General features: G+C 32.8%; 9 protein-coding genes and 1 other RNA gene. 6 read left to right on the forward strand and 4 right to left on the reverse strand.

From position 1 onward, the window contains the following. Positions 1–79: 79 nt before the first annotated feature. Positions 80–2,542, forward strand: a complete 2,463-nt coding sequence (locus tag QLS65_RS08345; protein WP_345959507.1) for a TonB-dependent receptor — start codon at positions 80–82, stop codon at positions 2,540–2,542. A gap of 120 nt (positions 2,543–2,662) precedes the next feature. Here the strand turns inward: QLS65_RS08345 and QLS65_RS08350 are convergent, their stop codons facing one another. Next, positions 2,663–2,827, reverse strand: a complete 165-nt coding sequence (locus QLS65_RS08350) for a hypothetical protein (protein ID WP_099716357.1) — start codon at positions 2,825–2,827, stop codon at positions 2,663–2,665. A 259-nt stretch (positions 2,828–3,086) separates the two neighbouring features. On the opposite strand from QLS65_RS08350, the gene fumC reads away from it, so the two are divergent. Further along, positions 3,087–4,484 (forward strand): class II fumarate hydratase, encoded by a 1,398-nt coding sequence (gene fumC, locus QLS65_RS08355; RefSeq protein WP_282716675.1) that lies wholly within the window; start codon positions 3,087–3,089, stop codon positions 4,482–4,484. Between the two features lie 180 nt (positions 4,485–4,664). Here fumC and QLS65_RS08360 read toward each other — a convergent pair whose 3' ends face one another. Both QLS65_RS08360 and QLS65_RS08365 read right to left on the reverse strand, forming a co-directional pair. After that, positions 4,665–5,672: an LLM class flavin-dependent oxidoreductase gene (locus QLS65_RS08360; protein ID WP_282716677.1), complete on the reverse strand. Its 1,008-nt coding sequence runs from the start codon at positions 5,670–5,672 to the stop codon at positions 4,665–4,667. A gap of 173 nt (positions 5,673–5,845) precedes the next feature. After that, positions 5,846–7,048 carry an NAD(P)-dependent oxidoreductase gene (locus QLS65_RS08365; protein ID WP_282716679.1) on the reverse strand — a complete coding sequence of 401 codons (1,203 nt, stop codon included), beginning with the start codon at positions 7,046–7,048 and terminating at the stop codon, positions 5,846–5,848. Between the two features lie 250 nt (positions 7,049–7,298). On the opposite strand from QLS65_RS08365, the gene QLS65_RS08370 reads away from it, so the two are divergent. Then, positions 7,299–8,498, forward strand: a complete 1,200-nt coding sequence (locus QLS65_RS08370) for a serine hydrolase domain-containing protein (RefSeq protein WP_099715730.1) — start codon at positions 7,299–7,301, stop codon at positions 8,496–8,498. A 110-nt stretch (positions 8,499–8,608) separates the two neighbouring features. Further along, positions 8,609–9,005, forward strand: a transfer-messenger RNA (tmRNA) gene (ssrA, locus tag QLS65_RS08375). A gap of 200 nt (positions 9,006–9,205) precedes the next feature. On the opposite strand, the gene QLS65_RS08380 is transcribed toward ssrA, so the two are convergent. Beyond that, entirely contained in the window at positions 9,206–9,370 is a 165-nt protein-coding gene (locus QLS65_RS08380; RefSeq protein ID WP_282716681.1) for a hypothetical protein, read from the reverse strand. Positions 9,371–10,442: 1,072 nt separating this feature from the next. Between QLS65_RS08380 and QLS65_RS08385 the strand changes: the two genes are divergently transcribed. Together QLS65_RS08385 and QLS65_RS08390 are read left to right on the forward strand one after the other, a co-directional pair. After that, positions 10,443–11,612 (forward strand): ROK family transcriptional regulator, encoded by a 1,170-nt coding sequence (locus QLS65_RS08385; protein ID WP_282716683.1) that lies wholly within the window; start codon positions 10,443–10,445, stop codon positions 11,610–11,612. Positions 11,613–12,222: 610 nt separating this feature from the next. Continuing rightward, complete coding sequence (locus QLS65_RS08390) at positions 12,223–15,609, forward strand: SusC/RagA family TonB-linked outer membrane protein (RefSeq protein WP_282716685.1); 3,387 nt, start codon at positions 12,223–12,225, stop codon at positions 15,607–15,609. Positions 15,610–15,614: the final 5 nt, after the last annotated feature.

The raw sequence follows: 15,614 nt of genomic DNA on the forward strand, positions 1-15,614 counted from the left end.
TTTGTGATTTGTAGTATTAAACCAAATCCTACTTTTGCAATCTAAAGTTTGTAACCAAAGTTTTTAAAAAATGAAAAAAATGAAATCCGTTTTAATTCTTGTTCTCTTTTTTACGACCCTGTTCAGTTTTGCTCAAGCTCCACAAGCTCAACAAGGTCCTGCAGTTCCAAAAATTAAAATAACAGGTAAGGTAATTGAAAAAATAAGTAAACAACCTCTTGAATACGCTACAATTACTTTTTTAATTCCAAACAATCCAAAACCAGTTGCTGGTGGAATTACAAATCCAAATGGGGAATTTGAAATTGAAGTTAAACCGGGTGTTTATGATATAAAAATTGAATTTATATCTTTTAAAATAAACGAAATTAAACAAAAGAACCTTCAAAAAAGTACGAGTTTAGGTTTAATCAGTTTAGATGAGGATGCGAATCAATTGAATGAAGTTGTTATTCGTTCTGAAAAAACAACTGTTGAAATAAAATTAGACAAAAAAGTATACAACGTAGGGAATGACCTTATGGTAAAAGGAGGAACTGTTAGTGATGTTTTAGACAATATCCCTTCTGTTGCTGTTGATGTTGAAGGAAATGTAAGTCTTCGTGGAAATGAAAATGTAAGGGTTCTTATTGATGGCAAGCCTTCAAATGCTATTAATATTGCTGAGGCATTGCGATTAATTCCAGCCGATGCGATTGACAAAGTAGAAGTTATTACCAATCCATCTGCACGATATGATGCCGAAGGTGGTGGTGGTTTATTGAATATTATCTTGAAAAAAGGTAAAAATCAAGGTTTGAACGGAACTTTTATAGCTTCAACCGGATATCCTGAAACATACGGTTTAAGCGGTACCTTAAACTATAAATCAAAAAACTTTAATCTTTTTACTACTCAAGGATACAATGATCGTAGTAATCCCGGAAATGCATTTACAGATTCAAGATATTTAAATGCTGATAATTCTACTCGAAATTATGTAAATGAAACTAGAGAAAACGAAAGAGATAATAAAGGGTATAATGGTAATTTTGGAATGGAATGGTATTTAAGTGAAAGCCTTTCTTGGACTAATACCTTTAACTATAGAAAAAGCAACGGTATCAACGTTGATAACGTTTTCCAAAATAATTATGATTCAGGATTTAATTATGACTATACCCGTAATCGTATCAATTTAGAAAATAGCGACAGTGAAAACGTAGAGTTTGCAACAAACTTCACTAAGAAATTTAAAAAAAACGGTCATAAATTAACCATTGACGGTTCCTTTTCTACTAATGATGACATCAACGATGCGCTAATTACAGACACTGCTACAAATACAAGTGTGATAAAATTTGATAACACTATCAACAATCAAACTCAAAGCAGAAATTTACTTCAAATGGATTATGTTTTACCTATTGGAAAAGGAAGCCAGTTTGAAGCAGGATACCGTGGTGATTTCTCAGAATTACTTACTGATTACAGAGTAGAAAATGATGGAGTAATCAATAACAACTTCACAAATACATTAGAATACAAGGAGAAAGTTAATGCGCTTTACACTCAATATGGTGTAAAAATTAATAAATTCTCAGCCCTTTTCGGATTGCGTTTTGAGGATTCCAATATTGAAATCAATCAATTAGCGACCAATGATTTCAACACTAAAAAATACAACAACTTTTTTCCAAGTGCTTTCTTCACTTATGAAATATCAGACAAAAGCAGCGCTTCTTTAAGCTATAGCCGAAGAATTCAAAGACCTAGAGGAAGAATGTTGAATCCGTTCAGCAACTTGTCGAGTAACATCAATATTTTTGTTGGAAATCCAGATTTAGATCCTGCGTTTTCAGATGCTATTGATTTTGGTTACATCAAAAGATGGGAAAAATTAACCTTCAATACTTCCTTATATGTAAATAAAACAACAGATGTTTTTCAATTTGCAAGAAGAGAATCAGGAGATTTCGTTAACGGAACACCAATCTTAATCAGTTCTCCTATCAACTTGGCAACTGAATATAGAACAGGATTTGAATTTACATTAAACTATTCTCCATACAAATGGTGGAAATTAAACAGTAACTTCAATTTCTTCAGAAACGAAACGCAAGGAGATTTTACCTATACAGATTTTAACAATAATGAAATTGTACAAAATTTTGATAACGTAGCAACATCTTGGTCAACAAGACTAACTTCAAAAATCACATTGCCATACAAAATCGACTGGCAGACTAATGCAACCTATAATGGTCCACAAAATAATGCACAAGGAAGAAGCTTAGGGATTTTTGCAGCAAACATAGCATTCAGTAAAGACGTATTAAAAGACAAAGGAACACTTTCATTCAACGTAAGTGATGTATTCAATTCCAGAAAAAGAATCATGGAAAGTAATCTTCCAGGAATTGTAAGTTCGTACAGCGAAATGCAATGGAGAGAAAGACAGTTTAGCTTATCGTTCACGTATCGTTTTAACAAACAGAAAAACGAAAGAGAACAACAACCTAAGCGAAATCAAAATGAAAATGAAGGTGATTTTCAAGGATAAAAAAATAAGGACTCGTGAAAACGGGTCCTTTTTCTTTTTAGACAAAAAGTAAAATAGCTGAGTATAACGCATAAAAAAAAGGGCCCATAAAATGAGTCCTTTTTTTATTTAACAAAAAGTTTAAACTGATTGTTCTTTCTTCGCTTTTCTTTCTTTATATCTTTCCCATAAAGCTCCACCAATCCAATATTGAACGAAACCTACAAGAAAAAACATTAACCAAAATCCTATAGTAAGAATGGTTAAGAAAAGTAAAAAGCCTAAGTACTGTGAAAATTCAAACATGTTTTCCGGAATTTTTGAATGTAGCCACAAATGTAAGTTTAATTCCTTTTCGTACCAATAAAAAAACATAAAAACTACCAATCAATTTTTATAAAAAAGGAATTATCCGTATTTTTGAGCTCAGAATTTGGAGCTGTTTCCCGCTGTTCACTCTAATCTTTTCTTTTTGGCAGCAAAAAGAAAAGGATTTCTCCCGAAGCTTCGGGATCATCGGGGCTAAAACGTATTAAACGACATAATTATTTTTAAATAACAAGAAATGAAATTCAGAATAGAAAAAGACACCATGGGTGAAGTGCAGGTTCCAGCTGATAAATATTGGGGCGCACAAACAGAACGTTCAAGAAACAACTTCAAAATAGGTCCATCGGCTTCCATGCCAAAAGAAATTATTGAAGGTTTTGCTTATCTTAAAAAAGCAGCGGCTTACGCCAATTGTGATTTAGGTGTTTTGCCAATCGAAAAACGCGATGCCATTGGTGCTGTTTGTGATGAAATTCTAGCTGGAAAATTAGATAACGAATTCCCATTGGTGATTTGGCAAACTGGTTCAGGTACACAAAGTAACATGAACGTAAATGAAGTAGTTGCAAATCGTGCGCAAGTATTAAAAGGATTCAATATTGGCGAAGGCGAACAATTCATCAAAGCCAATGACGATGTAAATAAATCACAATCTTCAAATGATACTTTCCCTACAGGAATGCACATTGCAGCTTATAAAGCAGTTGTAGAAGTTACGATTCCCGGTGTTGAAAAATTAAGAGATACACTTCATGCCAAAGCGGTTGAATTCAATAATGTGGTTAAAATAGGTCGTACACATTTAATGGATGCTACGCCACTTACATTAGGACAGGAAATTTCAGGATATGTAGCGCAATTGAACTACGGTTTGAAAGCGGTTAAAAATACTTTGGCACACTTATCAGAAGTAGCTTTAGGAGGAACTGCAGTAGGAACAGGATTAAATACTCCAGAAGGATATGACGTAAAAGTAGCGGAATATATTGCTGAATTTACAGGACATCCGTTCGTAACTGCCGAAAACAAATTTGAAGCGCTGGCAGCACACGATGCTATCGTAGAAACACACGGTGCGTTAAAACAACTGGCGGTTTCATTGAATAAAATTGCCAATGATGTGCGTATGTTAGCATCTGGACCTCGTTCAGGAATTGGAGAAATCCTTATTCCGGAAAATGAGCCAGGATCTTCTATTATGCCAGGAAAAGTAAACCCAACACAGTGTGAAGCATTGACTATGGTTTGCGCACAAGTTATGGGGAATGATGTTGCAATCTCTGTTGGTGGAATGCAAGGTCATTATGAATTGAACGTTTTCAAACCATTGATGGCTGCAAACTTCTTACAATCGGCCCGTTTATTAGGTGATGCTTGTATGTCTTTTGACGAACATTGCGCACAAGGTATTGAACCTAACTACAAACGTATCAAAGAATTGGTTGACAATTCGTTGATGTTAGTTACGGCTTTGAATACTAAAATTGGGTACTACAAATCAGCTGAAATTGCTCAAACTGCACACAGAAACGGGACAACGCTTAAAGAAGAAGCGGTTCGTTTGGGATATGTAACTCCGGAAGATTTTGATGCTTGGGTTAAACCGGAAGATATGGTTGGAAGCCTTAAATAATTAATGATGAATTGTTAATTATTAATGAGTTATAAATTAAAAACCCTGCAACTTACATTGTAGGGTTTTTAATTTAATCTATTTTAAATAATTGAGCTTCTTAGATGAACTTACATGACTTATATGGTTTAAATTTATCAAAATATAAGTTAATTTTAGTTTAAAAAAACATCCGAAATTCTATTTCTTATTAATTGTATCCATTACTTCTTTCATGATTCGAATGCTTTTCAATTTATCTTCATGATTAAAAATCGGACTCGTAATCATCAATTCATCAATTTGCGTATATTCAATAAATTGCTTCAATTCGGTAACTAATTTTTCTTTGCTTCCTACAAACGAACAAGCAGTCATTTGGTTTACATGAAAATGTTCTTCTTCACGCATAATTCCATCAAGCGAATCAACTGGCGGTTGTAACGGCTTTCTATCATTCCGAATCAAATTCAGAAACATTTGAGTTAAACTCGTGGATAATTTTTCCGCTTCTTCATCTGTATCTGCAGCTATTGCGTTTACACAAGCCATTGTTTTGGGTTGGTCTAAATATTTTGAAGGCTCAAAGTTATCTCGGTAAAATTGAAATGCCTGATACATTTGTTTTGGCGCAAAATGTCCTGCAAAGGCATACGGTAATCCATTGGCAGCAGCCAAAGCAGCACTATCCATACTGGAACCTAAAATCCAAATGGGAACATTAGTTCCTTCTGCAGGAAAAGCACGCACTTTTGCAGTAGCATTATCCTCCGAAAAAAATTCCTGTAGTGCGGCAACATTTTGAGGAAATCGCTGCGATTGTTCGAAGAAATCTTTCCGAATCGCTTGTGCGGTTAAACCATCCGTTCCTGGTGCTCTTCCTAATCCTAAATCAATCCGATTGGGATATAGTGTTTCAAGTGTACCAAATTGTTCCGCAATAATTAACGGGGCATGATTGGGCAACATAATACCACCGGAACCTACACGGATATTCTGGGTTTGACTGGCAATATAACCAATCAAAACTACCGTAGCAGTACTCGCTACGTGCGCCATATTATGATGTTCGGCTAACCAAAAACGGTTGTAATCTAAACTGTCAACCAGTTGTGCCAGTGCTTTTGTTTTTTGTAATGTTTCGCTTGCATTGCTATTTTCGGTAATTATCGCTAATTCAAGTAGGGAAATTGGAATATTTTTAGTCATTATAAATTTCAGATTTTGAACAAAATTAGGCAATTACACAAACTCATTAAATTTTGAGGTGTTAATTGATTTATAATATTTCAAAAAGAAGCAATTTTTTAACCAAGAAAATTTCCATAAAAAAACCTGCAACTTTACATTGCAGGTCTATCTATTTTTTAAAGAAACGGTATTTATTTCCCGTCGACATAATCTTGTAAATAACTAAATCTTGGAGTCAGTTTTCCGTTTTCAGTTATTTTGGCTCTTTGTAAGATTCCATCTTTATCTCCATTGAAAAACGCAGGAATTACATGCTCCATAAACATTTCTCCAAATCCTTCACTGGCATCTTTTGGCAATTCACAAGGTAAATTATCTACTGCCATTACCACAATTGCAGCCGGATGAAAAACATCTACTTCCTTATCTTCACTTGGTAAATATCCGTATAGTGGTTCCGCAATTGTTGATGATCTGAGCGTGCAGGCTATTGGACCATTAACATCACAGGAAACATCGGCAACAATCTTAATTTTACAATCATTAGACTGAAGCATATCACGGGTCAAGATTACTGGAGCTTCATTGGCATGAAAATGTCCTGTAATATAAATATCCGAGACTTTAGTAAATCGTTCAAAATCAGAAACGTATTCTAGTGGATTATCATAAAAATCAGTAAAATCCAACACTTGTCCGTCTTTACGTTTGTTGTATTCTAATACATCAATCTGAGTATAAACGGGTTGTGTATAGTTTTTTGTTAAATAATTTTCAACTGAAACTTCTTTTATTTTTATGGCGTCCAGAATCTCTTTTGCCCCATTCCCTACTTTTCCTGTTCCAGTAACCACAAATTTTAATGGAGGTAAAACCAATCGTTTTAAATGTGCGATTAAGGCTTCTTTACCGGAAAGTGTTTCCGCTTTTGGCAATTTAAATAACTCGAATTTTATTCCAAAAGCTCTTATACTATTGTACGCACCCACAATTCCAGCATAACGTCCAAAACCAATTAGCCTGTGATTATGAGGATTTACAATGGTTTCATGGTCGTATAAATCAATGTTTTTTTCTAAAACGGCTTGTAATAATTTTCTATTGTAAGGTTGCTTTTTTATGGTATGCGAAAAAAAGAAATATGCTTTATTAGGAATCAAATTTTCTACCGGAACTTCTTTCACCCCAAATAAAACATCACAATCACTGATATCATTGGTTACTTCAATTCCTAAATTTTTATATTGTTCATCCGTAAAAACCCGAATATCGGAACTTTCTACTTTTATAGAAGCACCTTGATACAGCTGTTTTAATCTGGCCAATTCATCAGGTGAGAAAATAACTCTTCTGTCAGGCGGGTTTTTTCTTTCTTTTAAAATTCCGAATTTCATATTTTTTTATGCTTTTGATTTGTTTTTATTATAACTTTATTTGGTTTATTTGTTACAAATATAACAATTTAAACGAAATTCAATTTATTTTTTTCATAAAAAAAACCAGCAAGAAACTACTATAAGCTGATGTACAAAATAATACAAAAATTGCTCTACTTTGATACTGATAAAATAGTGTTAAGGTTTCAAAAAAACAACGTCTGAAAAGACATTGATTCTATATATTTGCCTTTCTAGCACTACAGAAATGAATTTTATAAAAAAAACAAATATACTACATATATTCCTCCTCTTTTTGGTTTTAAGCTCTTGCAATAAGGAGAAAAAGAAAATAGAATTAAGTGATGCTCAACTCCCAAAGAGTACATTACCTAAGATGAAGCCGTTACGCAAACCTGAGACAAAATTAACTGCCGAATACATCAATTCAAAAAAGATTTCCATTGACTCTTTTTATAAAAAAAACTGGCCCAACAATAGTGCAAACGGAAGTTTTCTGGTTGCTAAAAATGGTCAAATTATTTATGAAAAATATGAAGGCTACTCCAATTTTAGAGATAAAACATTAATTACTAAATCTACTCCGCTCCACATAGCGTCTGTGAGTAAAGTAATTACGGCAACGGCTATTTTAAAACTAATAAATGCAAAAAGACTTGACTTAGATCAAAAGGTGAATACTATCTTGAAAGAGTTTCCGTATCCTGATGTTACGATACAAACCTTGTTGAATCACAGAAGTGGAATGCGTAATTATGCTTATTTTACGGATCGTGACAAAACTATCTGGGATAGGCACAACATACTTACCAATCAAGATATCCTGACAATCATGGCAACAAAGGATATTGGTTTAGAATTCAAAACCGATACTCGTTTTAGTTATTGCAATACTAATTATGCCATGTTGGCATTAATAATTGAAAAAATCACAAAACTTCCTTACAAAGATGCCATGAAACAAATCATTTTTGAACCATTAGGCATGAAAAACACCTATGTTTTTGATTATGAAAGAGATAAAGACACCGCCGTTACTTCTTACAAAGGCAATAAAGTCGAAATTGGAAAGGACTACTTAGATGCGATTTATGGAGATAAGAATATCTACTCTACACCTCGTGATTTATTAAAATTTGACAGAGCCAGAAACAGTTCAGCTTTCCTAACACCAAAATTGTTAAGTCTAGTATATAAAGGATACAGTAATGAACGCAAAGGCACTAAAAACTATGGTTTAGGCATTAGAATGGTCAATTGGGAGACCGGACAAAACTTTTATTTTCATAACGGTTGGTGGCATGGCAACACTTCCTCTTACATTACCTTGAGAAAAGAAAGCGTTACCATTATTGCGTTATCCAATAAATTTACCCGAAAAACATATGATGTTAGGAAGTTAGCCGTTTTATTTGGGGACTACCCGTTCAAATTAAAAGACGAATAAAAAAAGGAATGATTTTTGAAATAGAGTTGGGAGTTTAGCACTACTAATTCAAGTTTAAAAGTGTACATTTGCAAACTCAAAATTCAAATGTTGGATTTTGAAATAAAAAAGGGGTCGACTGGTTTTGACAGCGAGTCGAATTGAGAAGTAAGCACGTCGAGCATTGAGACCTTGCTCGTAAATATAAGATCTTACAATTTTACACGGCGAAAATAACTACGCTTTAGCTGCATAATCCGAATTATAGTACGATTAAGCCACGTTCCTATCAGATAGGAAAGCTGGATTCTCCTTGAAAGCCTTGGTTTGTGGCGGTCAATTTAGGGGAACCGTAAAAATAAACCTAGATTTCCATAAGCTTCGGGTGGATTTCGAAATTAAGAAGATAAGTATTGTGTGGCTGTTTCTGGCCTAGCACACTATCGAAAACCTAATCAGGAAATAAACGCGTAGAAAGCTTTTTAGTTGCTTGTTTGGACCCGGGTTCGATTCCCGGCGACTCCACAAAGGGAAGGTGTCGAACACCTTTCCTTTTTTATTTTTTTTAAGTAACTAAAAATTAAATACTTACTAATTTAGTAATTCAAAAATCAAGACAAATTCCTTAAATATACTAAAAAAACATAGTAATTCCGCAGGAATCAAACAACCTAAACATTTTAAAATAAGCACTTTAATAAACCTGAAAATTGGTGTTCGATCAAAATTTATAACTCCCTTCCACTATCCTTATTTTTTTCATAGAATTCTTCAAATTTCTTTCCCACAATAACTCGGACAAAACAATCAACTATAGCAGCACGTTTTTCCTTTGCTTTACTCTTTTTTTTACTTCCATCACTTTTTTGTGACCTATTAGATTTTTGTTTCATAGTAAGACCAATAAATTAAATTAAATTGGAAAACTTATATTAAAGTTTTTAATTCAATTTAAATTGATCATTAAAGAATAATGATTTTTAGATTAACACTTATTTGATTAAAACAGTATCTAAATATTTATCTTCGAACAGGTATTTATAACTGCTTATTTATGTAAGCTAATTGATAAGTTTTGAAGCATTAATGAAATTTTAGGAATTACTGTTTTCCAAAAGGAAGCTATGAATTAAATACTATCATTTATTTTATTGTTTAAGTACAATTAAAGTAATCAAAATTCAATATGGCAAAAAGTAGAGGTTTCTCAATTTATTTATTAAAAGATATATTTTCACCAGAAATGCATTGAAAGATGTCAATAATCTTCAATTATTGTTGTAAGAAGGTACCAACCTTCATTTTAATGTAGTAATACCAAAATAGTGTAAAAATAGTGCAATGCATTGGCTTATATTAAGCACATAATTCATATCTCGCGATACTACAATTAAAAAAAAAGGAGAAATGAAATGAAAATTTTTGTTAAAAAAAGTAAATGGAATACAAAAAAGTAAGTCGAATAAAAATTTTTCCATCTATTATTATCCATTCCCTCTTTTTATTATCGAAATTCAAAATTTCTTTTTGTAAATTATATAATGTATTAATAATCTTTACAATATGAAAAAAAATTACTTAATTAATTTTTTAATTTAGGTGGAACATAGAAATAGTTGCGTGACTTTTCCAACCAATCAAGATAATTCGTGTCTTATTTTACAGCCTGTATTACCGTTGGTTCCTTACATTATTAATCATTTTCTTTTATTAGTATTATATATTAATTTTTGTTTTGTAATGGGACCAATCTATTATAAATGTGAATGAATTCGGTCTGATCTTTTCAACTTTTTCATTATTCAACTTTCTGATGATAAAAAAAGATTTAAATCATTGTGTAAAAAAAATTATAGTAAGTTTGTAAATGAATCCCATTGAATTTTTTTAAAAGTAACAATAATGAGTTTAAAAGATTTATTAGACAGTAGTAAAGACAAAAGCCTTTCTGGACAAAAGTGGCATATGCTAAGACAAGCAATCGTAAAACGATTATTGTCTGCCGGTAATGCTACTATAGCAGAATTAAGTTCTGAACTACAATCTAGTGTTCCAACGGTAACTAAAGCCGTTAACGAATTATTGCTAGAAGGCTATGTGGTAGATCTTGGGAAAATCACCAATAGTGGCGGAAGACGACCTTCTCTCTATAGTATTAATCCAACTTGCGCTTACTTTTTAGGGGTCGAAGTGAGTATTGCCAATATGTCCATAGGCTTACAAAACATTAAAAACGAATTTGTCAGTATTGAATTAGGTACTTCGTTTGGTTTACAAAATACTCAAGAATCTTTATTGGAATTTTGTACTCTAATTAATTCATTCGTTGAAGACAGTTCTGTAGAAAAAAGTATGATTGTGGGAGCATGTATCAATTTTTCAGGTCGAATAAATTCAATGGAGGGATTTAGCTATAATTATTTCTTTAGTGAAAACAGACCTTTGACAGAAATCATTTCTGAGCAATTAGATTTGCCCGTTCATTTAGAAAATGATACCAGAGCAATGACTTTTGGGGAATATTCTGAAGGAGTTGTTGATGATGAACAGAATATCATATTTCTTAATTATAGTTGGGGTGTTGCTATAGGAATGATTACCGACGGAAAACTTTATTATGGTAAGTCTGGTTATTCTGGAGAATTTGGACACAGTACTATCTTTGATAATGGTATTATGTGCCAGTGTGGTAAACTCGGATGTTTAGAGACTGAAATTTCAGGTTGGTCACTCGTAAATCAATTTAAGGCTGCTTTAAAGGAAGGCAAAGAATCAAAAGTAGTTCTTGATGATAATGCTTTGGCTTTACAGCATCATGCAATTATTTCGGGAGCTTTAACTTTAGAAGATACGCTATGTGTTGATTTGGTGACCAAGCAAAGTGAGAAAATGGGACGTTATTTGTCTATTCTACTCAATATCTTTAATCCTGATTTATTAGTAATTGGTGGGGATTTCGCTCAATTAGGGGATTACACACTACTACCAATTCAATCTGCATTAAAAAAATATTCACTAGGTTTAGTTAACCGTGATATGAAACTTAAAAAATCGACTTTAGGTCGTCGTGCAGGCGTCATTGGAGCTTGTTGTGTTATAAAAGAAAAGATGTTATCCCCATTAATAAATAATTAAAGATTACTTCAAAATTTTAATTATTAAAATAATTTAATAAGTATATTGTATTTATTAAATTTATTTATATATTTACACCGTGATAATAAATAACACGGGGAAATTCTATTTTTAAATTGTTCTTTTACTTTATCTTATAAATTATACACTACAGATTGTCAATAAGATACAATAGTTCAAGCGAAAAATCCGTTCAAAATTACTATTACAAAAAAAGAGATTTTATATTTTAAAATTATTAATCTCAACACGTATTTTTGACTGTAATGTTTCTATTTATATGATTTTTTCTATTGGTAATGATTCTTCAAAACTAAGCCATAATTCATATTCTTAAAATAAAAAGAACAGTTTTTAGATTGCTAAAATAAAAAACAACCAAAATTGGGAATACCCTTTTTTACAAAATATTCATTTGTTATCCATAAAAAAAGCCAGCATATGCTCTAAACATTGCTGGCTGGTTCTTCACAAAAAGAACAGTGGTTGGAAAACAAATAAATAAACCAAGAAGGAAAATTATTATTAACCTAACCATTACAAAAGTATGTATTTATTACCAAAAAGCAAGCCGAAAAATTATTGGCTTACCCCTAACCTAGGGAAAGCTATGAAATTAACATCCTTATTTCTAGTAGCTTTTACCGTACAAGCATCTGCTACGGTATCCACAAAAACGGTTATTTCTTTAGAGAAAAACGGTATTGTTACAAAAGATGCAAACACATTAGACCTATTTCAAAAGAAAATTACAGGAAGGGTAACTAATGAAAAAGGAGAATCTTTACCTGGAGTAAATATTATTGCTAAAGGCACTACTATTTCAACACAGACAGATTTTGATGGAAATTTTGCATTTGAAGTTCCAGACAATACTACAACAATTGTTGTTTCATACATAGGTCTTCAAGAACAAGAAGTAGCCATTGGAAATGAACTGCTAAACATTGTACTAAAGGAGGTAGGACAACAAATGAATGAAGTTATTGTTGTGGGATATGGGTCACAGAACAGAAAAACGTTAAGTACCTCAGTTTCTAAATTAGACAAAAAAGTTTTAGAGAATGTTCCTTATTCAAACGTAACACAATCATTACAGGGAAATGTAACTGGTTTAGTAGTACGCACAGCGTCAGGACAACCTGGTAAAGCATCTAACATTATAGTTCGTGGAGGTACTTCAATTGATAATCCATCAGGAGCAACTCCTTTGTATATTGTTGATGGAGTTATTCGTACCCAAATTGATGATATCAACTCTGCTGATATCGCTTCATTACAGGTTTTAAAAGATGCCGCTGCAACTTCAATCTATGGAGCTCGTGCTTCTAATGGTGTAATTATTATTACAACTTCAACTGGTAAAGCTGGTAAAACCAAAATCACTTATAATGTTTCTACTCAAAATAGTCAAGTAGGCAAAAAATATGATTTTCTAGATGGTGGAGACTACATTAGATTACAACGTTTAGGGTTATATAATGCTGCCGAAATCGCTGGACTTTCAACAACGACAGGTATTGCAAGACTTGGGCAACTAACAGGTGCTACTCCTGCAGGTACTGGAAATAATTTATTGAACAACACACCATTCGCTACATTATTAAAATCAAATTTGGATGCAAACACTATTCAAGGTTTACAAGCTAAAGGTTGGCAGGAAATGACAGACCCGCTTAATGCTAACAATACTATTATGTACAAAAGCACGAATTGGAATGATGTTTTATTTCAAAATGCAATTACACAAAATCACACTTTAGGCTTTAGTGGCGGTGGAGATGCCGGAGTTTTTGATTTGAGTTTAGGCTACTTAAAAGGAGACGGTATCACGATATTTACAGGCTACCAACGTTTTACTAGTAAGTTAAATGCTTCTTTAAAATTAGCGGATAACTTTACAATAAATGGTCGCGTTTTATATTCAAAATCAAGTAATAATCAAGTTGTTGCCAATAGTGTTGTTTTCAACAGATATTTAGGAAATTCCCCAACTACAAAATTATACTTGGAAGATGGGACTTTGGCTCCAGGCCAGAATAATATTAATGGAAATCCATTATATCAGATGGGTAAAGTGAAAGGGATTAATGAAAATAATAAATTGCAAATGAGTGTCGATGGTGATTTAAAAATCACTAATGATTTAACTTTTACACCTTCATTGTCATTATATAATGAAAATGAAAATAATAATACTTTTCAACAAGCTTTTTTAAGTGGAAGTAATGGTTTAGTAGATAATACTCGAACTGCAACCCGATTAAGCAATCAAATTGCACAAATTCAATACGAAGGGGTATTTAGTTATGCTAAATCTTTAGAAAACACAGGTGATTTTCAGGCAAAATTAGGTGTTTCTAAATTCGACAGAACTATAAAAACATTTAATGCTTCCGGAAAAGGAAGTCCTTCGGATCTTGCGCAAACATTAGATTCATCTCCAATACCAGTTTCTGTATACAGCAATAATACAAGATTAGTATTAAACAGTGTTTTTGGACGTGTAAATTATGATTACAAAAGCAGGTATTTTGCAACAGCCTCTTTTCGTTATGATGGTTCTTCCAGTTTAGGTCCCGATAATAAATATGGCTTTTTTCCTGGATTATCTGCAGGTTGGAATGCACACGAAGAGACGTTTTGGAAAGTAATGCCAGAAGTTGTTTCCTCTTTCAAACTTCGTGGAAGTTATGGGGTAAATGGTAACTTAGGTACTTTAGGTGATTTTCAATCTGGAGGATTATACTCCGGTACAACAAATGGTTTCGCTAATAGTTACAATGGTCAATCTGCAATTGTAAACTCTCAAATTGCAAATCCAGGTTTAAAATGGGAACAATCACAAACTATAAATGGAGGTTTTGATTTAGGCCTTCATAATGACAGAATTAGAGTAATTGGAGATTTTTATAATAAATTGACCTCTGATTTATTGACGAATCTAACGCTTCCTTCTAATAGCGGTTTCTCTACAGTACTAACAAACTTAGGCGGATTAAGAAGCAAAGGTTTTGAATTAGAATTGAATGCAAATGTCTACAATCAAAATGATTTAAAAATTAATGTTGGTGCTAATGTTTCGCACAATACAAATGTAATTGAGAAACTTCCTTTCAATGGAAATTTAAACAATAGAATTGGTGGAACAGAAATCTGGGATGCAGCCAGCGGAACATATAAGTATGTTGGGGGTTTACAAGAAGGTCAAAAAATTGGAGATTTTTATGCTCATAAACAACTATACATTCTTTCTACACAAGCAGAAGCAGATGCTTATAACTTAACGACACATGACAATTATGTAACTAAAACTGCTGCTGCAGGCGGAAACCCAACCGGTAAGAAATTTGCTGGAGATGCTGTATTTGAAGATACAGATAACAATGGTATAATTGACAGTCGTGACAGAACTTACATGGGTAATATGTTCCCTAAATTTGTTGGAGGATTTAATTTTGATGTCAATTACAAAGGACTTTCATTGACCGTAAGAACTGATTACTCTTTAGGAGCTACGATTTACAATGAAGCCAGAGCGCGTTTTGTAGGTCAATTTCAAGGAAATTACGGTTTATTGTCCGAAAGTTTACAATCTTGGCAAAATGAAGGTGATATTACTAATGTACCTCGTTACCGTTGGGCTGATCAAACAAACCAAAACAACTTATTCCGTTCTGAAGCAAGTGGTGCAGGTTATAATACTAATATGTTTCAAGGAAATAGCCGTTACTACGAAAGTGGGGATTATCTATGTATAAGAGAAATTACAGTGAGCTATACAATTCCTAAATCAATAATTGACAAAGTTAAATTAGCATCGGTACGTGTGTATCTAACAGGAAGTAATTTACATTATTTTACTAAATATAGCGGTTTAAGCCCAGAAGTACAAGGAATTGATGGCGGGTCAAGCCTTGGATTAAATGATGCTGGAGCAAAAGGTACTTATCCTGTTCCAAAAAACTTCATCCTTGGTTTAAACATTGGTTTGTAATTTTT

It is taken from the genome of Flavobacterium algoritolerans (genome assembly GCF_030010385.1).
Classification (GTDB): domain Bacteria; phylum Bacteroidota; class Bacteroidia; order Flavobacteriales; family Flavobacteriaceae; genus Flavobacterium; species Flavobacterium algoritolerans.

Coding starts and splice junctions, on each gene's coding strand:
- QLS65_RS08345 (WP_345959507.1), top strand. CDS start 80: ATGAAATCCGTTTTAATTCTTGTTCTCTTTTTTACGACCCTGTTCAGT.
- QLS65_RS08350 (WP_099716357.1), bottom strand. CDS start 2,827: ATGTTTGAATTTTCACAGTACTTAGGCTTTTTACTTTTCTTAACCATT.
- fumC (WP_282716675.1), top strand. CDS start 3,087: ATGAAATTCAGAATAGAAAAAGACACCATGGGTGAAGTGCAGGTTCCA.
- QLS65_RS08360 (WP_282716677.1), bottom strand. CDS start 5,672: ATGACTAAAAATATTCCAATTTCCCTACTTGAATTAGCGATAATTACC.
- QLS65_RS08365 (WP_282716679.1), bottom strand. CDS start 7,048: ATGAAATTCGGAATTTTAAAAGAAAGAAAAAACCCGCCTGACAGAAGA.
- QLS65_RS08370 (WP_099715730.1), top strand. CDS start 7,299: ATGAATTTTATAAAAAAAACAAATATACTACATATATTCCTCCTCTTT.
- QLS65_RS08380 (WP_282716681.1), bottom strand. CDS start 9,370: ATGAAACAAAAATCTAATAGGTCACAAAAAAGTGATGGAAGTAAAAAA.
- QLS65_RS08385 (WP_282716683.1), top strand. CDS start 10,443: ATGCTAAGACAAGCAATCGTAAAACGATTATTGTCTGCCGGTAATGCT.
- QLS65_RS08390 (WP_282716685.1), top strand. CDS start 12,223: ATGAAATTAACATCCTTATTTCTAGTAGCTTTTACCGTACAAGCATCT.